The organism is Methylolobus aquaticus (assembly GCF_054172105.1).
On record NZ_JBSYXP010000012.1, the window covers coordinates 124,211 to 150,079 of the forward strand.

Genomic DNA, 25,869 nt, shown 5'->3' on the forward strand with positions numbered 1-25,869 from the left:
CCCCCGAATTTGACCACAGGTGACGTGATGACTGCTTCGACATCGGACAACCCGACTCCGCTAACTGCCGATCGCCTGCAGCAACTCCATGCCTTTTGGCGTGCCTGCAATTATCTGGCGGTGGGCATGATTTACCTGCGGGACAATCCGCTGCTTAAGGAGCCGCTGCAGGAAGAACACCTCAAGAGGCGCCTGTTGGGGCACTGGGGAGCGAGTCCGGGCCTGTCCTTCATGTACACGCACACCAACCGGATCATTCTCGAGCGCGGGCAGGAGGCGATCTTTCTGGCGGGGCCGGGGCACGGTGCACCGGGCGTCTTGGCGCCGGTCTATCTGGAAGGCACGTACTCGGAGATTTATCCCAACACCAGCGAGGACGCCGAGGGCCTGAAGGCGTTTTTCAAGCAATTTTCGTTTCCCGGCGGTATCGGCTCGCACTGCACCCCCGAGACCCCGGGCTCGATCCACGAGGGCGGCGAACTCGGCTACAGCCTGTCGCATGCGTTCGGCGCGGCCTTCGACAATCCCGAACTGTTGGTGGTGGTGGCGATCGGCGACGGGGAAGCGGAAACCGGCCCGCTGGCGACCTCGTGGCATTCGAGCAAGTTCCTGAATGCCGCGCGCGATGGCGCGGTGCTGCCGATCTTGCATTTGAACGGCTACAAGATCAACAACCCGACCCTGCTGTCGCGGATTCCGAACGACGAACTGGCGATGCTGCTGCAGGGCTATGGGTGGACCCCGCATTTTGTCGAAGGGAGCGACCCGCTGGAGCTGCACCAGGCCATGGCGGCGACCATGGATGCGTGTTACGCGCAAATCCGCGCGTTCCAGAGCGAGGCACGGGCCAAGGGCGCCGCCCATGTGTCCCGGTATCGCTGGCCGATGATCGTGCTGCGCACGCCGAAGGGCTGGACCGGGCCCAAGGCCGTCGACGGCCGGAAGGTCGAAGGTTTCTGGCGTGCCCATCAGGTGCCACTGTCAGGTCTCCATAACAACCCGGCTCACCTGAAACAGCTCGAAGACTGGATGAAGAGCTACCAGCCGGAGGAGTTGTTTGACGAGACCGGGAAATTGAAACCTGAAATCCGGGCCATGGCGCCGCAGGGGCGCCTGCGCATGAGTGCCAACCCGCATGCCAATGGCGGCTTGATCCGCCGCGCGCTGCGCCTGCCGGATTTCCGGGAGTATGCCTGCGCGGTCGAAAAGCCCGGCTTGATTCGCGCGATGAACACCAAGCCGCTGGGTGCCTTGTTGCGCGACGTGATGCGCGACAACCTGACCAACTTTCGCGTGTTCGGCCCGGACGAAAACACCTCCAACAAACTCGACGACGTTTACCAGGTCAGCCAGAAGCTCTGGCTGGCGGATTACTTGCCCGAAGACGCCGATGGCGGCGAGCTGAGCCCCGATGGCCGGGTGCTGGAGATGCTCTCCGAGCACACCCTCGAAGGCTGGTATGAAGGTTACGTGCTGACTGGACGGCACGGCTTCTTCGCCACCTACGAAGCCTTCGTGCACGTCATCGACTCGATGTACAACCAGCATGCCAAGTGGCTTTCCATCTGCAACGAGATTCCGTGGCGCGCGCCGATCGCCTCGATCAACCTGCTGATCACCTCGACCGTCTGGCGCCAGGACCATAACGGCTTCACCCATCAGGACCCGGGCTTTCTCGATGTCGTCGTCAACAAGAACCCCGAGGTGGCGCGGATCTACCTGCCGCCCGACGTCAACTGCCTGCTGTCGGTGGCCGATCACTGTCTCAGGAGCATCAACTACATCAACGTCATCGTCGCGGACAAGCAAAACCATCTGCAGTACCTCGGCATGGACGAGGCGATCAAACACTGTACCAAGGGCGTCGGCATCTGGGACTGGGCCAGCAATGACGACGGGTGTGAACCGGATGTCGTGATGGTCGGCTGCGGCGACATCCCGACCAAGGAGGCGCTGGCGGCGACGGCGCTGCTGCGCAAGGAATTTCCCGACATCAAGATCCGTTTCGTCAATGTCGTCGACCTGATGACCTTGCACCACGAGGGTCCGCACGCGCTTAGCGACCGCGACTTCGACAGCCTGTTTACCACCAACAAGCCGGTGATCTTCAACTTCCACGGCTACCCCTGGCTGATCCATCGCCTGACCTACCGCCATGCCAACCACAGCCAGTTCCACGTCCGTGGCTACAAGGAGAAGGGCAACATCAACACGCCGCTGGAACTGGCGATCCAGAACGAGATCGACCGCTTCAGCCTGGCCATCGATGTGATCGACCGCGTCCCGCGGCTGTCGGTGATCGGCGCGCATGCCAAGCAGCGTTTCCGTGACCTGCAGATCGAGGCGCAGAATTACGCCTACGAGCACGGCATCGACATGCCGGAGCATGACGACTGGACCTGGCCGTTGTAGCGTCGGATGCCCTTGCCGAGGTCGTTGGCCATGGGATTGTCGCTATACCTGTTGCGCCATGGTGAAACCGAAGCCAGCTTCGCGGGGAGCTTTTGCGGCCGCCTAGACCCGGATCTGACCCCCGCCGGGCATCAGATGGCGGAGGATTTCGCGCACGCCTATCGGAATCATCCGTTTGAGGCGGTGTATGTGAGCCCGCTGTTGCGGACCCGCAAGACCGCCCGCCCCCTGTGCGACGCGGTGGGGGCTGCTATGCACCTCCGTGATGGGCTGCGCGAACTGGATTTCGGGGATTGGGAAGGCAAGACCCCGGATCAGGTGAACCAGGACCACGCCGTGGATTACCTGCATTGGCTGGCGGATGCCGGCTGGAATGCCCCGACCGGCGGGGAGCGCGGTATCGACGTGACCCGCCGGGTGTTGGCGGTGGTCGACGAAATCCAACGCGAACATCCCACGGGGGACGTCTTGGTCGTGTCCCACAAGGCCACGATCCGGCTCCTCATTTGCGCGTTGTTGGGAATCGACATTGGCGGCTATCGGGACCGGATCGGCATCACGGTCGCCTCGCTGGCGGTCGTCGAGTTCCATGACAATGGCCCGCGTCTGGCCCTCCTCGGCGATCGGTCGCATCTTCACCAGTCCCTTCGCAACCGGCCCGGTACCTGATCAAGAGCCACCGATCGACCCAGGATGTAGGAGTCAACACCGCAGTCAGTCTCAAGGGGTGGAGATTCAGTCAGAACCACCTGATCGACGCATACCTTGACTAGTCAAACCATAGCCGGGGCTCTGCGATGAGCCCGGCGCGACCACGCGGAGCAAGCTAATGGCGAACAAAGTTACCGGATCGAACCCCGAACATACGCGGACCGGGATGAGTCCGGGCACGCTTGCCGCAGCATTTAGCGACAATCTGAATTTCGTGATCGGACGTCCGCTGGAACTGTCCTCGGCCGAGCAACGCTACCAGGCCTTGGCGCAATCAGTGCGGGACCGGCTGATGCAACGCTGGGTCAAACAGGTCGAGTTGCAGAACCAGGCTGAAATTCGCGACGTGGCCTATCTGTCGGCCGAGTTTTTGGTCGGGCCCCATCTGGGCAACACCCTGCTCAATCTCGGCATCACCGAAAACGCCCGGGCCGCCATGGCCGAATTGGGTCTGGACCTCGACGCGCTGATCGGACACGAGGAGGAACCGGGGCTCGGCAATGGGGGGCTGGGCCGACTGGCGGCGTGTTATCTGGATTCATTGGCAACGCTCGGGTACCCCGCGACCGGCTATGGCATTCGCTACGAGTTCGGCATCTTCGATCAGATCATCCAGGATGGCTGGCAACGCGAGGTCACCGACAAGTGGCTGCGCCACGGCAATGTGTGGGAGATCGCGCGGCCGGAGTTCGCGCAAGTCGTCAAACTCGGCGGCCACACCGAGCCCTATACCAACGATGACGGCACGTACCGCGTGCGTTGGATACCGGGACGCGTCGTGGTTGGGATCCCTTACGATACCCCGATACTGGGCTATGGCGTGGACACCTGTGCGCTACTGCGGCTGTGGAGCGCCGAGGCGGCCCAGTCCTTCGACTTCGAAGACTTCAATCGGGGCGATTATTACGGCGCGGTCGAAGACAAGATCGCGTCGGAGACCATCTCGAAAGTGCTTTATCCGAACGACGAGTTGTTCGAGGGCAAGCGGCTGCGGCTGGAACAGCAGTATTTCTTCGTGTGCTGCTCCATCAAGGACATGATCCGTCTGTGCCAGCGGCGCGGACTGCCCGTGGCGCGCTTCCACGAGATGCACCGGATCCAGTTGAACGACACTCACCCGTCCGTCGCCGTCGCCGAACTGATGCGGCAGTTGCTCGACAAGCACGGACTGGCGTGGGACCAGGCGTGGGAGATCACTCGCCAGGCGATGTCGTATACCAACCATACCTTGTTGCCGGAAGCGCTCGAGAAGTGGCCGCTGCCGTTGTTTTCCTCGGTGCTGCCGCGTCACACCGAGATCATCTTCGAGATCAACCGGCGGTTCCTGGACGAGGTCCGGCAGTGTTTTCCCGGCGATGACGGCAAGCTCGCGCGCCTGTCGATCATCGACGAATCCGGCGAGAGATACATCCGCATGGCCAATCTGGCGGTCGTGGGCAGCCACGCCGTAAACGGTGTCGCCGAGTTGCACTCGGAACTGGTCAAGTCACAACTGTTCAGCGATTTCCACCAGATGGACCCGCACCGGTTCACCAACGTCACCAATGGCGTGACCCCGCGGCGCTTCGTCGCGCTCAGCAATCCCGGTCTGGCGCGCCTGATCGATGACACCATCGGCCCGGGCTGGCTGGCGGACATGAGCCGACTGCGCGAGCTTGAAGGCCACGCCGGCGACGCGGCATTGCAAGAGGCGTGGCGGAGCGTCAAGCAGGAAAACAAGAAGCGCCTGGCCCGGATCATCCAGGCGCGCACCGGCGTGACAGTCGACCCCGCCTCGCTGTTCGACATCCAGGTCAAGCGTATCCACGAATACAAGCGCCAACACCTGAATGTCCTGAACATCATCACGCTGTATCAGCGGCTCAAGCACGACGGCCAGGTGTCGATGATGCCGCGTACCTTCCTGTTCGGCGGCAAGGCCGCGCCCGGCTATTACATGGCCAAACTGATCATCAAGCTGATCAACTCGGTGGCCGAGGTCGTCAATAACGATCCTGATGTCCAGGGCCGGATCAAGGTCGTGTTCCTGCCGGATTACAACGTCAAGCACGCGCAGAACATCTACCCGGCGGCCGATCTGTCGGAACAGATTTCCACCGCCGGTAAGGAGGCTTCCGGGACCGGCAACATGAAGTTCTCGATGAACGGCGCACTGACCATCGGCACGCTGGACGGCGCCAATGTCGAGATCCGGGAGGAAGTCGGTGCCGAAAACTTCTTCCTGTTCGGTCTGACGGCCGAGCAGGTGCAGCAGCTCAAGGCCTCCGGCTACAACCCGATGGACTACTACCACGGTGACCCGGAACTCAAGGGCGTGATCGACCTGATCAACAGTGGCCTGTTCTCCCATGGCGACACGCAGTTGTTCCGGCCGCTGACGGACCATCTGCTGCAGCATGACGACTATCTGCTGCTCGCCGACTACCGCGCTTACGTCGACTGCCAGCAGCAGGTCGACCACGCCTTCCGCGACCCGGCCCACTGGACGCGCATGTCGATCCTGAACGTTGCCCGCATGGGCAAGTTCTCCTCGGACCGGGCGATTCGGGAATACGCCGATCGCATCTGGGGGATCCAGCCGCTGGATCGGCAGATCGGCACGCAATCCTGATCGATGCGAGGGATTTACGCCTCTCCTAGGGGCCGGAAAAAGGTCCCAAGGCTGAGGTGATACGCTTGGTTCACCAAATCATCAAGGGACGTTCCGGGGATACCGACATGAACGGCACCGATCAGGTCCTGGTCATCAACTGCGGCAGCTCGTCGATCAAATACCAATTGCTGAGGATGCCGCAGGGAGAACTCATCGCCGGCGGCCTCGTCGAGCGCATCGGTGAAACCGGCCCGCTCATGAAACATCGCTCGCTCGATGCGGCGCGCGGCGACCCCGTCGAAACGAAACGGGAGGTCGCTGCAGCCGATCATCGGGAGGCCTTTCACCATATCGAGGAGTCGCTGAGGCAGTCCCCCGGTTTCGAAGGCGGCAAACGACTCGTGGCGATCGGGCACCGGGTCGTGCACGGCGGTGAATCGTTCTCGGCGCCGACGCTGATCACACCCACGGTGATCGGTTCCATCCGCGCCCTCAGTTCATTGGCACCGCTCCACAATCCGCCGAATCTGGTCGGTATCCGCGTGTGCCGGGAGCGGTTCCCGCTGGTTCCGCAGGTCGCGGTGTTCGACACGGCCTTTCACCAGAGCATGCCGCCCCACGCCTACCGCTATGCCGTCCCCGAGGACTGGTACGAACGGGATGGCATTCGCCGTTACGGCTTCCACGGCAGTTCGCACCGCTACGTGGCACGCCAGGCAGCCGCTCACCTCGCGCAACCCTTATCGGAACTGCGCCTGATCACGCTGCATCTGGGCAATGGGGTGAGTGCAGCGGCGGTCGCCGGCGGGCACTGCGTCGATACCTCCATGGGCTTCACGCCGCTCGAGGGTCTGGTCATGGGCACCCGCTCCGGCGATCTGGATCCCGCGATCTGTCTGTACATGCAGAAAGCGCGCGGCCTCGATGCCGAACATATCGACCGCGTCCTGAACCGTGAGTCCGGACTGAAGGGCCTGTGCGGATCGAACGACATGCGCGACCTGCTGGCCCGGAGCGGGGGCGGAGACGAGGAGGCGCGCCTCGCTCTGGATCTGTACTGCTACCGCATCAAGAAATACATCGGCGCCTACACGGCCGCTCTCGGCGGGCTCGATGCGCTGATTTTCACCGGTGGGATCGGCGAGAACGCCGCGGTTATCCGTCAACAGATTTGCTCCGGGCTCGAGGTGCTGGGGCTTGCCCTCGATCCGGCGCGGAACGAGACCCCGGCCGCGACCGCCCGGGATATCGGCCGCCCGGGGTCGCCGGTCCGGGTGCTGGTGATCCAGACGAACGAGGAGTTGCAGATCGCCGAAGAAGCGCTCGAAGTCGTCGCCGCAACCGCCAGCTGAGTGCACCGCGTACAAGCGGAAACCTCCACTTCCCGACTTTGTCCCAGTGCGCCGCCGGAGCGGCGCGGTGCGATAGACCCGCCTGCCAATCGCCCGTGTGCCCACCCTGCGCCGCGGGTCCGGTCAGACGCGGTTCGACAGGCCCCCTATCGGGCGTGTGTCCGGGACTGACTGACACGAACCGTTAACCTGCGTCTGTCACATTGGATAGGCCATTCGCAAAAGGAGATCCACAGATGTCCCAACTCGCCGGAAGCTATCGGATGTTCGCAGGAATCCCCAAGCTAAGTCTGTTTTTCGGCGGCCTGTTGCTGCTGACATCTGTGAACTTCATCCAATGGGGCCTGGACTACACCTCGTACACCCATGTTGCCTTGTTCCTGCTGGCCACGTTCTTCGGTCTGTTCATGGCGTTCAACATCGGCGGGAACGACGTCGCGAACTCCTTCGGCACCAGTGTCGGCGCCGGCACGCTGAGTCTGCAACAAGCACTGGCGGTGGCGGCGATTTTCGAGGTCAGCGGCGCGATGATAGCCGGCGGCGAGGTGACAGCAACGATCCGCAGCGGCATCGTCGACTTGTCGTCGATACCTATGGAACCCATGCAGTTCGCCTACGTCATGATGTCCGCGTTGCTCGCCGCCGCGCTTTGGCTGCTGTATGCGACGAAAATGGGGTATCCGGTGTCCACGACCCATTCGATCATTGGCGGCATCGTCGGCAGTTCGATTGTGCTGGGTATTGTGCTAAAGGGAGCCGGCAGCGCGCTGGCGCTGGTCAAGTGGGGAGAAATCGGCAGTATCGCGCTGTCGTGGGTGGTCTCGCCGGTATTGGGCGGAATCGTTTCCTATATCGTCTTCCAAGCCATCAAGAAGCATATCTTGCTGTATAACGAACAGGCTGCCGCGCGGTTGAATGAGATCAAGGCGGAAAAGAAGGCATTGAAGAAGGCCCACAAGACCGCCTTCGAGCGCCTGAACGAACTCGAGCGAGTGTCCTTCGCCGTAGCTTTGTCCCGGGACACCGAAACCCTACTCGACGCCGATTTCTCGCCCGACGATCTCGAGACCGACTACTACCGGCAACTCCACCAGATCGAGCGTAAGCGCGACGAAGTCGATGCCTTCCATGCGCTGCAGGTCTATGTTCCGCTGATCGCAGCCGGCGGGGCGATGATCATCGCGGCGATGCTGATCTTCAAGGGCCTCAAGAACATGCATCTGGGGCTGTCGACGCTGAACAGCTATCTGATCGTGCTGATGGTGGGCGCGGCCGTATGGATGGCGATATACATCCTTGCGCGGACATTGCGTGGCCAGACTCTGGACCGCTCGACCTTCCTGCTGTTCAGCTGGATGCAGGTGTTCACGGCCTCGGGTTTTGCCTTCAGCCACGGTTCGAATGACATCGCCAACGCCATCGGCCCGTTCGCCGCCGTGCTCGACGTGCTGCGCAGCGGTGACGTGGGCTCCACCGCACCGGTGCCGACCATTGCGATGTTCGCCTTCGGCGTCGCGCTGATCGCCGGACTGTGGTTCATCGGCAAGGAGGTCATCGCGACCGTCGGCACCAATCTGACCGAGATGCACCCCGCCTCCGGTTTCACCGCAGAACTGTCCGCTGCCGGTGTCGTCATGGGCGCATCCGCGCTTGGCATCCCGGTGTCGAGCACCCACATCCTGATCGGCGCGGTCATGGGCATCGGTCTCGTCAACAAGCAGGCAAACTGGGACCTGATGAAGCCCATCGCCCTGGCCTGGGTCATCACCCTGCCGGCGGCCGCGATCCTCAGCGCGTTGACCTACCTCGTGATCTCCAACCTCTTCTGAGTTTCGAACGAGGGCAACCTCGGCCATGGCGGCGGTTCCGGCCGGCGCGCGGCACCGGAACGTTCATCCGAACCGCAGTTCTGGACCGGCCTATCCAACAGCCGGGACATGCGCCGTCAGCTTTCTCGCGACTCCGACCAGCGCCGATCGTTGTTGATGCCGTGAACGACAACCGGCTTCGGGTGGTGATCCTCGGCGCGCTCAGCGTTGCGACCCTGATCGTCTTCGCCGTCGTCCACTATCGCAACGCACGGAATGTCGACGTGACGATCGCGGCGGGCAACCTGACCGGCGAAAGCTACCTCCTCGCCTCGGCGCTGAAAACCGTCCTCGAACGGCATCATCCCGAAATCCGGGTGCAGGTGCTCGAGACGGGAGGAACGACTGACAGCTTGCGGCGCCTGGAGCAAGGCCAGGCGTCCATCGCTGCGGCGCAAGCCGACGTTCCGGTCGGTCCGTCGGCGCGGCTCGTCGCCAATCTCTACCCCGATGCGTTTCAACTGGTCGTGCGCGAAGGTACCGGCATCAGATCATTCGTCGATCTCAGCGGCAAGCGGATTGCACTGGCCCGCCGCGGCGGACAGTTTCAGTCCTTCCTGAGCGTCGCGGCGCACTTCGGCCTGAAGCCCGCGGATTTCGAATTTCTGGGTGACGATGACCAATCCGCTGACCGAGCCCTGCTTGAAGGCCGTGCCGACGCCGCGTTTCGCGTTCGCGCCATCGGCAACAGCGCGATCGAACACCTCGTCAGAGCAGGCCGGGGCCGCTTGATCGAGATCCCGCAGGCCGCAGCGATGCGGATCCGCTGGGTCGCCTTCGAAGCCTCCGTGGTGCCCATGGGCGCCTACCTCGGCAATCCGCCGATTCCCGACCGGGACCTGCCAACCGTGGCCGTCAGCCGCACCTTGGTGGCGCACGCCGACCTGCCGGATGAGGTCGTCTACGCGATTGCTGAAACGCTGGCGGAACGCCGGCAGGAAATTGCCCAGGCAATTCCCGAGGCGCACGCCCTGGCCCGGCCGCTGCTGGCCTCGATCTCCGCACCGCATCCCGAACGGGGCCTCGATCCGGAGACACACCCGGGTGCCAGGAAGTATTACGAGAAGGACAAGCCATCCTATTTCGAGGAATATGCGGACTTCATGGCCCTGCTCCTGACGATGACGGTGTTGTCGGGATCGTGGATCTGGCAACTGCGGCGGTGGATGGCACAGAAGCGCAAGAACCGCGCCGACGAGTACATACACCGGGTCATCGAGTTGATGCGACACGCGCAGATATGCGATGAGCCCGGTGCTCTGGAAGCCGCGCGGCTAGCCCTGTTCGACTTGCTGCACGAGGCGGTCGGGGCGCTCGATACGGACCAGTTGTCACCCCAGGCCTTTCAGTCCTTTCGCGGCGTCTGGCAGATCGCCCGGGACGTCGTGGCCGAACGCACTCTAGTCGTCCGCGGCGACGGCACGCCGCCGCTAACCGCGAGCGTGGCAGATTGATGGCACAGGAGCGATGGGCAAGTGCGGTTGGGGGAAGCGCTGTCTCAGCCCGGCACGACTACTGATGCTCAGGTATCCTGATCGTGCCCGTGCACCTTCGTCAGCCATCCCATCGCACCCGCGGCCGTCAGGCCGAAGGCCACGACAATCAGGTTCACAGGCCAGCCGGCCCGGATCATCAGACTGTAAGCGCCGAGCATCATCAGGATGCTGAGGTTCTCGTTGAAGTTCTGCACCGCGATCGAATGGCCGGCGCCCATCAGCAGATGCCCGCGATGTCGCAGCAACGCATTCATCGGCACGACGAAATAGCCGCCCAGGGCGCCGATCAACGCGAGCAGCGGGATCGCAACCCGCCATTCGGCTCCATCACGTCGGGATGACACGCGCCAAGGAGACCCTGACGCTGTGCGAGGCGATCCACCGCAGCAATCCGTTCACGCTGGAGCTGGAGCCCGCCGAATACCTGCTGCGCACCGAACCGGATACGTGGCTTCAACCGGTACCCGAACTGGCGAAGCGCTATCAGCTATTGGGCTTCGCGGATGTCGACCTGGGCTTCGCCGGGCGTTTGCCATCGACGCATCCGGTGCACGCGGAGATTCGCGCGCTGCGTATCAGTGATCGGCTACAACTCGTTCAGGCCGACGGCCGCTGGACGCTCCGCGATCGCCAAGGCATCACTGTCGGCCGGCTGGCCGGCAAGTGTCAGCTACGCCAAGGGACACGCTACGCAGCAACGGTCAGCGCCGTCATCACGCGCCATAAGCGGCGGAGCAGACTGGGAGAGGCTCTGCCGGGTAGAGGCGTGCGGGATGGTGCTGTGCAATGTGGCTATCGGGGGATGATGGGCCGGTTTCGGCCAAAGCGGCCGGTCGTTATTGCCGAAGATCGGCTCTTCACCAACGGCAGCTTTTCCTTGCGCGCTTGGTGCAAGTGGTTACCCGGGCGGTTAGTCCCCTTGGCCTCGCGCACGATTCACAACACCTGCTCGACACCGGCAAGTTCGGAAATTTGAGAGAGATCGCCCCGGCCGAAGGCATGGATTTCGGTCAGATTGCTGGGTCGGGGCGCTTGAGAGTCAACAGCCCAACCAAGAAACGAGAGGCGGATGAGCTGTATTGCAGCCAGAAATTGCGGTTTCGGCCAAACAATCGTCAACAGTCCAATCGCGGAACCCGCGTCAGCCGCACGACTCAGAGCGCTCCTGACGAAATCCAGAAAAGCCTGCTCCGCAGAGGCAGTGGTGCAACCGCTGGAGTAGCACGCTATTCAGCGGCTTCGCAAGGCTATGTCTGCTTTCCTAGTCCCGAGCCAATCGGGCCCGCGTGAGCTCACATTTCGCTCGGTAACCTAGCCGCGACGGCGCTCGGAAAAGATAAGAGGTAACGCGCAGTTTCAGCGAATCAGTGAGGCGCTTGCCCCTTTCTCCGCCTGTTCTCGTCCACTTTGCCGCTAGGACCCTCATCAGGAGTTTTCGTGGGAGCGCCAACACTATTGGCCTTAGACGTAATCTTGCCCACATCGTGTTCGTCATCGCCGACTGGGTCGGCTCTACCATCGCCCGTCCAATCCTCGCCGTCACCCACAGGGCCGCCTTCTGGCTGGGGATCGGGCGGCTGCGACATGTCCAGATCAGGACCCACAGCCCAGGCCCCGCTCGACAGAGCAGCGAAACACAACAAAGATATCCGTAAGGTCCTAAACATGTTGCTCTCCCTTACATTGTGGTTGATCGTCACCAACTGACTCGGCTTCCCATCACATCACTGGGCCAAGCGGCGGTTAATCTGCACTCGCCCGATTCCGGTCCGATCTTAGGTCCCGGGTGCCGTCAGAGCGCGACAAAGATTCGCCAGACGAGATTGTTAATGGCCCAATTGGTCGGTGGGTAGAACGCTGGCGGGTCAGTCCTCCAGATCCTCGACTTCATGTGGCGGCAGGGTGTTGCCCTGCTGCTGGATCCCGGTACCGCGGTAGCGGTCGATCTGCTTGTCCAGTTCGGGATCATGGACCACGCACGACGACATCATTACCAAACCGAGGAACAGTATGTTGCGGATGTCCATGTTTGAGCCCGCTCTCGCAATCTGGATTAGCGCCGTCCGCCTGGAGCAGCCTTAGAAAGATATCATTGCCGGACGACAATCTAAAGATGAGGGAGAACTGGGGCCGACGCGGACGGTCCTTGGTGTGCCCCCTTACTTTCCTACTGGGGCAACTTCGCCTCGGTCGGGCTGAGCTTGCCGTCCGCGTGTCCCTCGCAGTTGCGGAAACTGATCACACGATCGATCGACTAATCGCCAGTTCCAGCGCAGGGTCGGCTGTCCACCAAACTCCCGCGTCAACCTGACCCGCTGAAACCCGCATGGTTCCTGGATCGGATCTGTTGAGAGTCAATAGCCCTCTCCCGAAAGTCGACACGATAAGCTGGTGAGCGCGCAATCCGCAATCCGCTGCGGTTCAGAAAACGCTCAGGGGTGGCGGTGACAAAAACGCACTTAGTATCGATGCGATGATACGTCGATGACAGTGCCATGGGGATCGTAGCCTACCGCCAACTGCAGCGACTCGCCCTGATTCCGTTCAACGGCGCTACTCACTATCTCCCACAACCCCAGCGTGACGACATCGAGCGCGGCCCAACTGAGCGCCCGCTCGGGACTTCCGGGTAATGCGAGTGGTACGCGAAAAAGGTCGGCCCCGCCCTGAGGACCCTGGTAGGCAGCACTCGGCTCACCTAGCGCCGCGATCAGTTGCTCGCGATTGGCTCCCAGTTTCACGGGACTAAGATCAGGTTCCGGTCACCCTTGGCGTGCCATATCGACCGAACAGCCGCCGCAGCCGACGAGCAGCAACAGGGTGCAAAGCCGATGGTTGACCATAGCGCGCGCCTTTGCGTCGTTCCCGCGGGGCGTTACGAACGACCCTGACTGGAGAGAACAGCGATCTCGTTCGCCAAGGCCTGATCAGCAATCTCCTTGTACAGAACCATTACGATGAGCGTCGTATGCCTCAGGACAGACGGGCAGGACGAGGGAGGGACACCGGCGCTGCGCAAAGTCGCGCCGCCGGTGGCTTAGACCAGACCGATACGCTCAGCCGTCCTGGTCGTGACCGTGCATCTTCGTCAGCCAACCCATCGCGCCCGCCACCATCAGGCCGAAGGCGACGACGATGAGATTGACGTGCCAGCCGGCCCGGATCATCAGGCTGTAGGCTCCGAGCATGATCAGGATGCTGAGGTTCTCGTTGAAGTTCTGCACCGCGATCGAATGGCCGGCACCCATCAGCAGATGCCCGCGATGTTGCAGCAACGCATTCATCGGCACCACGAAGTAGCCGCCCAGCGCGCCGATCAACGCGAGCAGCGGGATCGCGACCCGCCAGTCAGTGACCAGCGCCATGATCGCCACCGTGAAGCCCATCGCAACACCGACCCGAAGCACCCGGACGGCATGGTCCAAGGGTACGGAACGACCGGCTATTGCCGCTCCGATGCCGATTCCCACCGCGACCACGGCCGTCAGTTGCGTGGCTTGCTCCAAATTGAAGCCCAGCGCCTCCGAAGCCCACAGCAATATGATCAGTCGCAGCGTCGAACCGGCTCCCCAGAAGAGCGTGGTCACCGCCAGCGACACCTGGCCTAGCGGGTCGCGCCAGAGCTTGAGGAACGACTGCGCGAAGTCCCGCACGATGAAGCCCAATGTGCGTTGCGGGAGGGCGTGATCGATGGGCACCTTGGGGATGTACAGGTTGAACAGCGCTGCCAGCAGATAGATCAGCAGCACGACGGCGATAGCGAACTCGGGCGCCGTGTCGATGCCGGTCGCAAAGGGCTGACCTTGCAGCGCGGCTACGATCCGTTCCTGAACGGTGTCGCCGATCAGCAGCCCGCCGAGGATGGCGCCAAGGATGATGGCTGCCACTGTCAGACCCTCCATCCAGCCGTTCGCCCAGACCAGCCGTTCGGGCGGCAGGCACTCGGTCAGGATCCCGTACTTGGCCGGGGAATACATCGCGGCACCGACACCCACGAAGCCATAGGCCAGCAGCGGGGGCAGCCCGACCAGCATGGCGCCGCACCCGACGATCTTGACGGTGTTGCTGATCAGCATCACGCGGCCTTTCGGCAGCGCGTCAGCGAACGGCCCCACGAACGGTGCCAACGCGATGAATGACACCACGAAGCCCTCCTGCAGGGCAGGAATCTGCCACGAGGGCATGTCGAGCGATCTCAGCAGCGCGATCGCCGCAAACAGCAAGGCATTGTCACCCAGCGCGGAAAAGAACTGCGCAGCCAGGACCGTATAAAACCTGTCGGACATGGGCACCGGCCTGTCTCGTGAAAAAGCGGCCGAGCGCCAATTCCCTTTAGGCGCCCGGCAAAAATTCGCATTCCTTGCGAACGGATTGAACAGCTGACCTAGTGTCAGCTTTCGGAAGAAGGAAGCGGTGAGGGTTTGGCGCCGACGGCGGTGAGCAGCATTTCCGCGAACTCGCGGAACGCGCCCTCGCCGCCTCGATGCGTCAACACCACGTCGGCGCGCGCCTTGATCTCGTCGACGGCATCACGCGGACAGGCCGTGACCCCGGCCAGCTCAAAAGCAGGCAAATCGTTGACGTCGTCACCCAGATAGGCGATTTCGGCTCCTGAGAGATCGCGTCGGGCCAGGATGGACCGGACCACGGCCCCCTTGTCCTTGGCGCCCAGATGGCATTCCACGATCCCCAGCTTTTCGGCGCGGCGCACCACCGATTCCGAGGTCTCCCCCGTTACGATGGCGCTCTCGACGCCGGCCAGGAGGCGCAGGCGCTCGACGCCCATGCCATCGCGGATATTGAAGCGCTTGAACTTCTCGCCCAGTTCCGAGTAGTACACGCTGCCGTCCGTCAACACGCCGTCGCAGTCGGTAAGCACCAGTTTGACCCGGCACAGCCGCTCTCGCAGCAGATCGTCGCCGGCGCTCATCACGACACCGCCGAACAAACCCGGCGCAGCTTGCGGCGCGAGCCGAGTTCGCTGTCATAGACCCGTTTGACGCCATCGCCGAGCGAACGCTCGATGTCGCGAACATCCCGGATCAGCCGTTCCAGACCGATCAGTTCCACCGAGGCCGCCTGATCCGTCCCCCACATCGCGCGATCCAGCGTGACATGGCGCTCCAGAAAGCTGGCGCCCATCGCCACCGCGGCCATCGACGGCGCCAGGCCGGTTTCGTGTCCCGAATAGCCGATCGGCACGCCGGGATAGCCGCGGCGCAAGGTATCGATCATCCGGAGATTGAGTTCCTCCACCCGGCACGGATAAGTCGATGTCGAATGCGCGATCATCAGAGTCGGGCGCCCTCGTTCGTCGTGCGTCCCCAGTGCTTCGACCGCAGCGATGATTTCGTCCATGGTCGACATGCCGGTCGAGATCATGACCGGCCGGCCGGTCGAGCGGGCTTTGCGCAGCAAGGGCAGGTCGGTCAGCGATGCGCTGGCCATCTTGTAGAAAGGCGGCGCGAACTGTTCCATGAAATCGATGGACGGCTCATCCCAGCAGGAAGCCGTCCAGTCGATATCCAGGGACCGGCAGTACGCATCGATCTCGGCGTATTGCTCCGCGTTGAACTCGACCAGACGGCGATATTCGATGTAGCGGATGCGGCCCCAGGGCGTGTCGCGTTCCTGGTTCCACTGATCCTTGGGCACGCAAAGTTCGGGGGTCCGCTTCTGGAACTTGACCGCGTCGGCACCGGCATCCTTGGCACCCTTGATCAGTTGCTTCGCCAGATCCATCGACCCGTTGTGGTTGATGCCGATCTCGGCGATCACGTAGACGGGGCATCCTTCACCGATTCCTCGGTTCCCGATATTGATCATCTTCTCGCTCATCTGTGTCCTCTTCTAGGGGTGGCGACGGGTTGTTGCGACTACCAAATGGTGAATCCGCCATCGACGACGAGATTCGCGCCGGTGACGTAGGACGAAGCATCGGAGGCCAGGAACAGCAATGCCCCCATGAAATCGGATGGCGACGCCATCCGATTCAGCGGCGTGCGGCGGGCGTACTCGTCGACGAAGAAGGTGTCCTGGTGGTTCGAAACGCCCCCTGGAGACAGTGCATTGACGCGCACTCCCGCGGCACCCCAGTACGCGGCCAGGAAACGCGTCAGCGCTAGCACCGCGCCCTTGGTCACCGGATAAACCGGTGACTTATAGAACTGCTGCCGCCCTTCCGGATCGCGGTACAGCGACTGATCGGGCGCGACCAGGCCATAGGTCGATCCGATATTGATGATGCTGCCCTGCCCGGTCCTCGCCATGCTCGCGCCGATGATCTGGCAGCACAGGAACGGCCCGGTCACATTGACATCCAGGGACCGTTGCCACAGCGCGAGGGGATAGTTCTCGAACCTAGAAAGCTCCAGCGCAGCGGCCGGATCCTCGAACTTGTCGTTGATCGCCGCATTGTTGACGAGGACATCCACGCGGCCCGTGGGCTCGCGCGCGCCCTCCGCGAGCCGCCGCAGCGACATCGGGTCGGTGATGTCGGCCGCGATGGCCAGAGCGCTGCCCCCAAGATCGCGCGCCACCGCGTCGCAAGTGGCCTGGTCGATGTCCGTCACGATCACCGTGGCACCGGCTTCGGCCAGCGCCCGGCAGTGCTGACGCCCGAGCAGGCCTGCGGCACCGGTAACGATCGCGGTGCGGCCGTTCAGCCCGAAGCGTTCTGCAGCACTCACGCCACGTTCCGATTCAGCGGAGCAGAAGCAAGCAAGACTTCGTCGTCTTTCCGACGCGGCTTGCTGTGGAATTGACTCGTCTTGCGAAACACCGGCTGCAAGGGCGCACCGCGCAACTCGGCGTCGACCCGCCCCGTTGCGACGGCTGCCTCGAGCACGGCGAACGATTCTCCGAATGCGGCGATCGTGTAATCGATGTCTGCGTCGGTATGGCTGAAACACAGATTGTGGATGCCCGACCACAGGATGCCGCGGCGAATCAGTTCCTGCTGCACCAAGGTCTTGAGCTTCAGCGGATCGCCGGCCTTCGGCGAAAAAGTCATCAGGGTACGGAACGGGTAACCGGCCACTGTCACGTAGTCCAGTCCACGCTCGTGGATCAGACCGCTCAGGCCATCCAACAGGCGCTGGCCGGCCTGCGCCAGACGCGCTGTCACCCCGTTACCGCGCAGAAAATCGATGCAGGCGACCGATGCCGCCAACGACAAGGCTTCCCCTCCGAAGGTCGTGTAGAAGAACACCTCCTTTTCGAGCAGGGCCATCACGTCGCCGCGCCCCGTGATCGCCGAGATCGGCATGCCGTTCGCCATCGCTTTCGAAAACAGGCTCAGGTCGGAGCGCACGCCAAGAAATTCCTGGGCACCGCCGACCGCAGAGCGGAATCCGGTCCACATCTCGTCGAAGATCAGCAACACGCCGTGCCGGTCGCATAGCTCGCGCAGACCAGACAGGAACTGGCCGTTCTCGCGTTCGAACACGAACGGTTCCAGAATCACGCAGGCGACGTCCTCGTCCACCGCGTCGATCACGGATTGCAGGTCGTTGTAGTTAACCGTGTGGGTCAGCGCCTTGACGGCCTCGGGGATGCCGGCGCAGCGGTCGGTGACGCCGATGTACCAGTCGTGCCAGCCGTGATAGCCGCAGCACAGGATGCGCTCGCGCCCCGTGAAGGCGCGGGCCAGGCGAACCGCGGCGCTGGTGACATCGCACCCGGTCTTTGAGAAGCGCACGGCCTCTGTGTTCGGAATGCAGTCCCGCAGCAATTCGGCCAACTCGACTTCGAGCGGGTGCATCAGTGAAAACGTGATGCCGTCCTCGAGCTGCGCGCGGATTGCGGTATCCACTGCCGGGTGGCAGTAACCGAGGACGATCGGGCCGATGCCCATGTTGTAGTCCAGGTATTCATTGCCATCGACGTCCCAGACCCGGGCGCCCTTCCCCTTGATCAGGTATTTGGGTGCGACCCCGTCGGAGAATTGGGTCGGCCCCTTGGCCAGCGTCTGGGTTCCCGCCGGGATCAGTCCCCGGGCACGCTCCCACAGCGTGCTCGATTCGGCGATATCGGGCAGATCGGGATTGAACTCGACGCGGTTGGCCATGGTGTGACGCAGGAATCAGAGTTGGAAAAGACGACGCAGGACTCGATCGGCGATGGACTCGGCCGTGAATCCCTCGTAAGCCAGCACATCCGGCAGCAGGGCCGGTTTGAACCACCGTTCGTCGAGCGCGAGCGGCAGGACCGGAACGGCGAGGCCGGCGGTGATGAGCGCCTCGGCCATAATGGAAAACAGGCCGCCGGTCAGGAAATGGTCTTCCACCGTGACCAGCAGGGCAGAGCGGCGCGCCGCGGTCAGGATCGCCTCCCGGTCGATCGGCTTCAGTGTGCGCAGATTGATCAGCCCGACCGAAAGATCGGCCTTTCGCAACAATTCGGCAGCGCGGAAGCACTCGCCGAACAGCAGGCCATAGGTCAGCAGGGTGACGTCGCGCCCCTGGCCGAAGACCTCCGCTCGCCCGATCTCGAAGGGTACGTGGTGCGTCGTCACGGCGGGCCCTGCGTGGTAGCGTAGATACCACGGCGCCGCATCGGACATGACCGCGTCCAGGCCGAGAAGCAGGTCGTGCTCATCCGCCGGGCACCAGACCTTCATGCCGGGGATGCCCCGCATCAAGGCGACATCCTCGATCGCCTGGTGGGTGGGACCGTTGGCTTCCGACAGGAAGCCCGGGAAACCGCCGACCAGCTTGACGGGCAGGCCCGCGATGCCGACATCGGTGCGGATGAATTCGAAGGCCCGCATCGTCAGGAAGGTCGCGAGCGCATGGACGATCGGCACCCGCCCGCGCAGCGCCAGACCGGCCGCCGCGCCGATCAGCGTCTGCTCGCAGATACCGACATCGATGAAACGGGGACCGGCGACCGGGGGCAGGCCGCGAATCGCGGCGCGGTTCTCGGCAGTCATCACAATGAAACGATCGTCCCGGGCCAGCAGCGTCGTCAGTCCCGCTTCGTAGCTGGGAAAGGGTGCAGCGGCGCCCGTCGATGGCCCCTGCCCTGAAACGGTTTCGTCAACGTACAAGGAGCACCTCGCTGGAGATTGCGGCGGAACGCGTGCCATCGAGTTCCCCGAGCAGCTGGGTCACCTCGTCGGCCGAGAAGTTGCAGAACCACCGGTCGGCGCGCGCTTCGATGCTCGGCAGGCCCTTGCCGCGCACGGTATCGGCGATGACGACGGTTGGCCGGCCACAGCCGACCGGCACCGTGTCGAAGCACTCCGCGAGGGCCGAGAAGTCATGACCATCCACCCGGCGGGCATGCCAGCCGAAGGCTGCGAACTTGTCGGTCAGCGGCTCCAGCGGCAGGAGTTCCTCGGTCGCGACATTCGCCTGAAACCCGTTACGGTCGATCACCGCGACCAGATTCTCGAGACCCTTGGCCGCTGCGACCAGTACGCTCTCCCAGATCGAGCCTTCGTTGAGTTCACCGTCGCCCAGCACGACCACCACGCGCCCCGTACCCCCTCTCAACCGGATATCCAGCGCAATCCCCAAGCCGACACTGAGCAAATGGCCCAATGAACCGGAATGGAACTCAACGCCCGGGATGCGGCGGTTGGGATGCCAGTAGATGTCGTCGTCGACTTTCAGGTGGCGCTGCAGCCGGGAAGGATCGAGCCAGCCGAGTTCGGCCAACAGCCCGTACAGCGCTGGCACATCGTGACCCTTGGACAGGAGCAGATAGTCGCGATCCGGATCGTCGAGCCGCTGTTGGTCGACCTTCAGCCAGTGCGTGTACAAATAGGCGAGCAAATCGACACAGGACAGGGAAGCGCCGATGAAGCATCCGCCATCGGTGGCGAGTCGGACGACACGCTGCCTTACGCGGTGTGCGAGCGCCTTGAGGTCGGCGTGCGCATCGGCATGATCGGAGCCGACCGAGGCAAGCCGGTATTCGTTGACGGTCATCGCGCGTCCTCAGAGGATTCGGGTTTGCCGCTGATCGACGGTCTTCAACTGGTCCAGATGATGGCGGTACCAGTTCACCCCGCAGTAACGGGCATTGAGCGCCGCGATATCCGGTCTTCGGTCCAGCAGCGCCACGATCTCCGACGGGCCGAACAGCGGATTGACCGGATAGAGTTCGTCGAACACGGCGCTCACCAGCCGGTAGTCTTCGGGATAGTCGACGGTCCAACGATGCGACATGGAGCGATCGGGCATCGCGCGCCCCTGCGCGTCCTGCCACACGAGATTCGCCAACCGAAAGCGCTCGGGCCGCTCCCAGATGAATGGCGTCGTATGCTCCCGTTCCATCGGTAGGTCGGCTTCGTGCCACGCCGCTTGCAACGCCTCGAAGCCCATGACCTCGACATCGTTACCGTCGGGATACGTGGCGGGGTGGAGATTGCTCGCGTAGTCGCAGTCGCGCTGCGCGAAGCGCGCGAGCACGCGATCAACGATGACCGGATCGATCAGCGGACAATCCGAAGGGATCTTCGCGACCGCACCGCCACCCAATGCCTGGGCCGCCCGGTAGTGGCGATCCAGCAAGTCGGTGGGATGACCGCGATAGACGGCGATCCCATGGCGGAAGCACAGTCGCTCGATCGGGTCGTCCTCGGCGTCGGTCGTCGTGGCGACCACGATGCAATGCGGCGTGCGGACCCGCTGCAGGCGTTCCAGCATCCGCAACAACAGCGGCTGCCCGCCCAATTCCATCAAAACCTTTCCGGGAAGGCGGGTGGACGTCATCCGCGCCTGCACGACGATCAATACCGGATCGTTCACGGCGCAGCCTTGCGTAGCTTGGCCTTCCGCCGCGCCCGAACGGCCCGGATGCCCGCCGGCGAAACCGGCCAGCGGCGCTTCATCCCGGCGTGCGCCGCTGGTGCTTCGTCGCGCTCGAGCAGGGCCAGACATTCCTGTGCGATCCGGGCACTGGAGGTTCCCCCGTTCTGCCACGGCAGCAATCGGGTCAGCAACTCGGGACTCAGGTCCGAGTGAATTTCCTTGCCCAAAGCCGCGGCGACATAGACCACGGACGAGTAGCGGGTCACCAGGGCCTGGCAGTTGGCGATCATGTGGTCCGTCATCCCCTCGCTGAAGTGGATCGCCTCCGGGGCGTAGCGCTCCACTTCCCGGGCGGCCCGCGCCGGGTTCTCGTTGGGATGAAACTTGAAGATCAACTGGCGGCCATCCGCGATACGGCGTGCGTGCTCGATGAACTTGCGGCGGTTCTCGTATTTGAACGTCTCCCGCATATCCGAGGTCGCGACCAGCACGTAGTCACGGTGCGGGAAATCGTTGTCCCGATAGGCCTCGCAATGGTCGAAGTTCGGTATGCCGGTGACACGAATCTTTTCCCGACGGGCGCCCTTCGACACGAAAAGGTCCCGGTAACCCTCCGACGCGACGCAAAAAATGTCGTAAAGATCGGACAATCCGGTCGTCGAGGTCTGGGCCATCCACCGCGGCAGTCCCAATCCCCGAACCAGGTAATACATGACGTTTTCGGGATCGGTCATGCCTTCCTGAACCAGCACCAGGCGCGTACCGCGCACCCGTCTGGGAACGATCAGGTCACTGCAGGTGACGACCAGATCGTATGGGCCGTTGAAGCCCTCGTGGTCCAGCGGCACGCCCTTTTCCCGCAAGAACTCGAGGGTGCGCCGCTGAAACCGCCCACCCAGCACCGTGAAATCCAGCACACCGGTCCTCTGGACCCAGCGACCCGGCCCGTCGCAGAAATAGGGGGTGAAGAAGCTGTCCAGTTGCGGGAGATGCCGAGCGATCTCGTACATCATCTTGGTCTGATTCAGCGATCCGCAGATGAACAAGGCCTTCATAGATCCTCTGTCGCTCCAAACTCGTCTCGGCACTATGCCTGCCGGATGCGACAGTGCTGTGAAGATCCGGCGTCACTTTGATGGCAGCGCGGTGACCGGCGCTCGCAAAAGAACGACCTGACGCGCGGCGTTTGGACGCAGGAGCATCGATGACCTGTGGGTGCAGCCGCCCTGGCTGCCTGACGAGCCCTCAACCGGGGCGCGGCATGAATCGGCTCGACGGGGGCGCTGCCCCGCATCGGAAACGTTGATTACGTGATCGGAAAGTAACCGTTCACGCCCCCTCGCGGGAGCGGTCCGGGAGGCCGAGACACGCCGTGAATCCGTCCCTGGAGGCTCGCCTGCGGGTTCCCTCCCGCAGACGGTCTCGCCCTCCCAGCCCGCTCCCACTACCCAACAAGGCAGCGGGGTGAATGGTTACGATCGGAAAGAGGGGTTGTGGTCGCTGGTTGACCCGCGTCAGAAGAACCCGCGCACCCAGCCGGGCGTGCAAGCGGGTTGCGCGCCAAGGCCGGTAACGAGCTCAGGAGCACGGTGGTGAGGACCGCACAACAGGCCGCGCCGGTGTGCGCTGCGCAGCAAGGCGGCGATGCCCGGCACGGTTGCCGTCAACCGAATAGAGGCAGCCTCAATCAGGGGCCGGTAAGCCCGCGTCGGTGAACGGCGCGATAGCGATTGCCGAAGTCGGACAGCCCGTTCGCTGGGATCAGGCGTGGCGCCCGCCCTCCGCCTCGGCCGCCGTCGGAGGCTCGGGCGGTCCTGGTTGTTCCTCGGACACATTGGCCCGCACACCGGCCACGATGTCCTCGATCGAATCGCAAGCCTCGACCACCCATTCCCGCCCCTTGTCCATCAACAGCAGTCCGCTCCTGACGGCATTCTTCGCCGCGGGCCGAAGCACCGGCGCCAAGGCCAGGGCGAGCGAGCCCAGACCCAACCCGATCGCCACGCCCTTGCCCAGGTCAGTCTTCAAGAGATCGGAGAGATTGGCCACAACGGCTCCTGTCGTCGAAAGAGCGGCATCACGCCGCGAGGGGATAAGCCAGCACTCGCGTACTTGGCTGACCCAGTTGGTCATACCGGGCCCGGACTTCCCGGGCACCAAACTTCCGCTCCAGCCGGCGCAGCGCAAAATGCGCCCGGGCGATGTCCTGAAAATGCTGAATGAACAGACGGTTCACGAATGCCCCGCTGGCAGCACCAACGACCGGCAGCGCGGCTGCCGCGGCCTTTTGCGACAGCGTCACGCCGAAACGCTGAGACACCGCCGCCAGAAACTGGACCAGCGGCGGCGAACCTGCACCGCCGGCCAGGCCCCGCTCCGCGAGATGCCGTGAAGCCGCTGCCAGGGGCGCATCCAGCGCCAGCCGTACGCCGAAATATCCCGTGTCGGCTGGATTGCCACGCCCGGATTGCCCACCCAGTGCGAGCACTTCGAGACAGGCCAGCCGGGTTTCCATGCGCTCGAGGGGCTCGCCCTCGGCTGCAGCGATCGCCGCGATGGCGCGCAGCATGACCACGGCCGTACAGGGCGACTCGATCAGGAGGGCCGAAGCACCGAAGAATCCTCCAGCAGCCCCAACGGCCATTGCCGTAAGCCGGTAACGTGCGCCGCCACACGGTCGCGATGCCCCCGTCAGTCCTATTACGGCAACATTCAGCGCCGACCAGATGCCCTTTTCCGCGGCCTGCTGAATCCGGTAGTGCCAGCGTGGAGGCATCAGCTTGAATGCGACCTCGAACGGAGCACCCACGAACTCGGACAGTCTGGACGCGAAGCTCGGAGACTCCAGACAGTCACGCGCCCGCTGTAAGTCCGCGCTATCGGAAGGCGACCAGTGGGGGAGTGGGGAATACATCGTTGGGGGTTGGGGTATCGGCCGCCGGCGCATCGATCCGGGCTTTTAGCCTGTCAAGAATAAGCCCCCATCATGACTGTTTCGTGACACCGCAAAGGGCTCTGCAACACGGTGACGAAGGGCGCCTCCCACGTGCTAGCATCGGGCTATCCTGACGATGCAAGCTTATGGGAGATCAGCAGAAAATGGCGACACGCCTGGCCGAACAAGTCCGCAATGCCTTCCGGCAAGATTCGAACACCGACGCCCCTGCCTCCGCCAGGAATCGGAGGGTGGCAGCCGCGCAACCGCGGCAACAAAGCGTCGCCGTAGACCAATTCTTCTACTTTTTTCTGCGCCTGCGGAAGGGTGAGGTCCGGCGGATCGTGCAGCGGGTGAAAACCCTTTATCCGGGAGAAACGCCGGAACAACTGGCTCGCCGGCTGATCCTCGCCCAGAGTTCGCTGTCGCTGGTCGGGGGCGCGCTGTTGTACCTGCCGATGCTGTTTCCGGTCGCCGGTAACGTGCTGAAGATGGTCGGTTTCGTCGGCGGTGCGTCGATGCTGACCCGGGTCAACCTGTATCTGATCCTGGAGATTGCCCTGCTATACGGTAAGGACATCGACGATCAGGCGCGCGTACCCGAGCTGATGGCGGTAATCGCGGCCTCCGGCCTGAGCGCGACTTCCCCGCTGTTGGTCAGCCGGATGGACTGGCACCCTGCGGCGTCGATTCCGGCATCTGGCGTGATGGCAGCCGCGACGGCCAAACTGATCGGTGAAGCGGCGATTGCCTTCTACCAGCGCCCGCAAACCGTTTTGTCGGACCTGGGCGGGACCGAGACCGAACCCGGGATCGCTCCGGCGACGGCGTGAGCGCAGCGGGGACCCACAAACCGAGGTTCACGTTTGCGCACCGGCCGTGACCCTATCCGAATTGACGCGCCCCTCTCGGCGCAGACGGCGCCCCGGAACGTAAGACCATGAACAACAATTCCGAAGGACATACTGTCAAGCAATACGACGCCGAACTGGCCCATCTGCACGAACGTGTTCAGACGATGGGTCGGCAGGTGCTGGCCTTGGTCAACGACGCCGTCCTGGCCTTCAACACGCTCGACTTGCAGCTGGCCCAGTCCGTCATCGGTAGAGATCATGCGATCGATGAACTCGAGCGGTACATCGACGCCGAAGTGATCCGGCTGCTGGCCCGCCGGGCACCTCTGGGCGGCGATCTCAGGAGGATCATGACGGTATCCAAGAGCGCCAGCGATCTGGAACGCATCGCCGACGAAGCCGTCAGGATCGGCAGCACCGTTATCCAGCATTTCGGGTCGGAGGGGTTGGAACTGTCTCGCCAACTCCGGCGGAACGTCAACACGATGATGAAGCGCGCGACAGCGTGCCTGCAAGGCGCCCTGCACCTGTTCGACGATGATGGCGAGAGCCCTGCCGAGACCTTGGCCGGACGCCAACGCGCGGCGGGCGATGAGTTCGAGTCCGAGCTTCGCCGACTGATGACCTATGCCATGGAAGACCCCCGCACTATAGGGCCGATCATGAACATTGTGTTGGTCTTCAAGTCGCTGGAGCGCATCGCTCACTATGCGGAAAACCTGATCGAATACATGCTCCTGGAAAGCAATGCAGAAGGCGCGACACTTCCGCCACCGCAGCGGGGTCGCGGCCAGGACTACGAGCCCTCTTGAACGGCTGAAGCAGCGCAAAGGGGCTCCCGCCCGGCCTCGAAGGGTACCCATGACACCGTGGCGTGCTCATTGAGTG

Annotated in this window: 23 protein-coding genes; 9 read left to right on the forward strand and 14 right to left on the reverse strand. The window is 63.2% G+C overall.

Translation table 11 applies throughout. From position 1 onward, the window contains the following. Positions 1–27: 27 nt before the first annotated feature. From ACW73L_RS16230 to ACW73L_RS16255, 6 genes are all read left to right on the forward strand, one after another. Positions 28–2,412 carry a phosphoketolase family protein gene (locus ACW73L_RS16230; protein ID WP_498923503.1) on the forward strand — a complete coding sequence of 795 codons (2,385 nt, stop codon included), beginning with the start codon at positions 28–30 and terminating at the stop codon, positions 2,410–2,412. Positions 2,413–2,442: 30 nt separating this feature from the next. Next, positions 2,443–3,081, forward strand: a complete 639-nt coding sequence (locus ACW73L_RS16235; protein WP_498923505.1) for a histidine phosphatase family protein — start codon at positions 2,443–2,445, stop codon at positions 3,079–3,081. 160 nt (positions 3,082–3,241) lie between these two features. Beyond that, on the forward strand, positions 3,242–5,734 hold the full coding sequence (locus tag ACW73L_RS16240) for a glycogen/starch/alpha-glucan phosphorylase (protein ID WP_498923507.1): 2,493 nt from the start codon (positions 3,242–3,244) through the stop codon (positions 5,732–5,734). Between the two features lie 65 nt (positions 5,735–5,799). Beyond that, positions 5,800–7,068 (forward strand): acetate/propionate family kinase, encoded by a 1,269-nt coding sequence (locus ACW73L_RS16245; RefSeq protein WP_498923509.1) that lies wholly within the window; start codon positions 5,800–5,802, stop codon positions 7,066–7,068. A 236-nt stretch (positions 7,069–7,304) separates the two neighbouring features. Further along, entirely contained in the window at positions 7,305–8,897 is a 1,593-nt protein-coding gene (locus ACW73L_RS16250) for an inorganic phosphate transporter (protein WP_498923511.1), read from the forward strand. A gap of 161 nt (positions 8,898–9,058) precedes the next feature. Beyond that, the gene (locus ACW73L_RS16255; RefSeq protein ID WP_498923512.1) at positions 9,059–10,390 is read left to right on the forward strand and encodes a TAXI family TRAP transporter solute-binding subunit; all 1,332 of its coding nucleotides are present in this window, start codon (positions 9,059–9,061) and stop codon (positions 10,388–10,390) included. Positions 10,391–10,458: 68 nt separating this feature from the next. Here the strand turns inward: ACW73L_RS16255 and ACW73L_RS16260 are convergent, their stop codons facing one another. Beyond that, the gene (locus tag ACW73L_RS16260) at positions 10,459–10,776 is read right to left on the reverse strand and encodes a hypothetical protein (RefSeq protein ID WP_498923514.1); all 318 of its coding nucleotides are present in this window, start codon (positions 10,774–10,776) and stop codon (positions 10,459–10,461) included. Here ACW73L_RS16260 and ACW73L_RS16265 point away from each other — a divergent pair. After that, the gene (locus ACW73L_RS16265) at positions 10,770–11,408 is read left to right on the forward strand and encodes a hypothetical protein (protein ID WP_498923516.1); all 639 of its coding nucleotides are present in this window, start codon (positions 10,770–10,772) and stop codon (positions 11,406–11,408) included. The two genes, ACW73L_RS16260 and ACW73L_RS16265, sit on opposite strands and share 7 nt — an antisense overlap. Before the next feature lie 889 nt (positions 11,409–12,297). Here the strand turns inward: ACW73L_RS16265 and ACW73L_RS16270 are convergent. From ACW73L_RS16270 to ACW73L_RS16330, 13 genes are all read right to left on the reverse strand, one after another. Next, positions 12,298–12,459, reverse strand: a complete 162-nt coding sequence (locus tag ACW73L_RS16270; RefSeq protein WP_498923517.1) for a hypothetical protein — start codon at positions 12,457–12,459, stop codon at positions 12,298–12,300. Between the two features lie 432 nt (positions 12,460–12,891). Beyond that, entirely contained in the window at positions 12,892–13,173 is a 282-nt protein-coding gene (locus ACW73L_RS16275; RefSeq protein ID WP_498923518.1) for a hypothetical protein, read from the reverse strand. A gap of 315 nt (positions 13,174–13,488) precedes the next feature. Beyond that, on the reverse strand, positions 13,489–14,718 hold the full coding sequence (gene lplT, locus ACW73L_RS16280) for a lysophospholipid transporter LplT (protein ID WP_498923520.1): 1,230 nt from the start codon (positions 14,716–14,718) through the stop codon (positions 13,489–13,491). 104 nt (positions 14,719–14,822) lie between these two features. After that, the gene (locus ACW73L_RS16285) at positions 14,823–15,362 is read right to left on the reverse strand and encodes a KdsC family phosphatase (RefSeq protein ID WP_498923522.1); all 540 of its coding nucleotides are present in this window, start codon (positions 15,360–15,362) and stop codon (positions 14,823–14,825) included. Then, entirely contained in the window at positions 15,362–16,270 is a 909-nt protein-coding gene (locus ACW73L_RS16290; protein ID WP_498923523.1) for an N-acetylneuraminate synthase family protein, read from the reverse strand. The genes ACW73L_RS16285 and ACW73L_RS16290 overlap by 1 nt, the downstream gene beginning before the upstream one ends. A 38-nt stretch (positions 16,271–16,308) precedes the next feature. Further along, a complete protein-coding gene (locus tag ACW73L_RS16295) occupies positions 16,309–17,121 on the reverse strand; it encodes an SDR family oxidoreductase (RefSeq protein ID WP_498923525.1) in 813 nt (270 codons plus the stop codon). Next, on the reverse strand, positions 17,118–18,500 hold the full coding sequence (locus ACW73L_RS16300) for an aminotransferase class III-fold pyridoxal phosphate-dependent enzyme (RefSeq protein ID WP_498923527.1): 1,383 nt from the start codon (positions 18,498–18,500) through the stop codon (positions 17,118–17,120). The genes ACW73L_RS16295 and ACW73L_RS16300 overlap by 4 nt, the downstream gene beginning before the upstream one ends. A 15-nt stretch (positions 18,501–18,515) precedes the next feature. Next, positions 18,516–19,481 (reverse strand): transketolase family protein, encoded by a 966-nt coding sequence (locus ACW73L_RS16305; protein WP_498923529.1) that lies wholly within the window; start codon positions 19,479–19,481, stop codon positions 18,516–18,518. Further along, positions 19,471–20,367, reverse strand: a complete 897-nt coding sequence (locus ACW73L_RS16310) for a transketolase (RefSeq protein ID WP_498923530.1) — start codon at positions 20,365–20,367, stop codon at positions 19,471–19,473. Before ACW73L_RS16310 ends, ACW73L_RS16305 begins: the two co-directional genes overlap by 11 nt. Before the next feature lie 9 nt (positions 20,368–20,376). Then, positions 20,377–21,189, reverse strand: coding sequence for a cytidylyltransferase domain-containing protein (locus tag ACW73L_RS16315; protein ID WP_498923532.1), 813 nt, complete (start codon positions 21,187–21,189; stop codon positions 20,377–20,379). Beyond that, on the reverse strand, positions 21,186–22,247 hold the full coding sequence (locus ACW73L_RS16320; protein WP_498923534.1) for a CDP-glycerol glycerophosphotransferase family protein: 1,062 nt from the start codon (positions 22,245–22,247) through the stop codon (positions 21,186–21,188). The genes ACW73L_RS16315 and ACW73L_RS16320 overlap by 4 nt, the downstream gene beginning before the upstream one ends. A gap of 706 nt (positions 22,248–22,953) precedes the next feature. Beyond that, a complete protein-coding gene (locus tag ACW73L_RS16325; protein ID WP_498923535.1) occupies positions 22,954–23,241 on the reverse strand; it encodes a hypothetical protein in 288 nt (95 codons plus the stop codon). Between the two features lie 28 nt (positions 23,242–23,269). Next, on the reverse strand, positions 23,270–24,106 hold the full coding sequence (locus tag ACW73L_RS16330) for an EcsC family protein (RefSeq protein ID WP_498923537.1): 837 nt from the start codon (positions 24,104–24,106) through the stop codon (positions 23,270–23,272). A 185-nt stretch (positions 24,107–24,291) separates the two neighbouring features. On the opposite strand from ACW73L_RS16330, the gene ACW73L_RS16335 reads away from it, so the two are divergent. After that, the gene (locus ACW73L_RS16335) at positions 24,292–24,960 is read left to right on the forward strand and encodes a hypothetical protein (protein WP_498923538.1); all 669 of its coding nucleotides are present in this window, start codon (positions 24,292–24,294) and stop codon (positions 24,958–24,960) included. A 107-nt stretch (positions 24,961–25,067) separates the two neighbouring features. After that, positions 25,068–25,793 carry a phosphate signaling complex protein PhoU gene (phoU, locus tag ACW73L_RS16340; RefSeq protein WP_498923539.1) on the forward strand — a complete coding sequence of 242 codons (726 nt, stop codon included), beginning with the start codon at positions 25,068–25,070 and terminating at the stop codon, positions 25,791–25,793. Positions 25,794–25,869 lie beyond the last annotated feature (76 nt).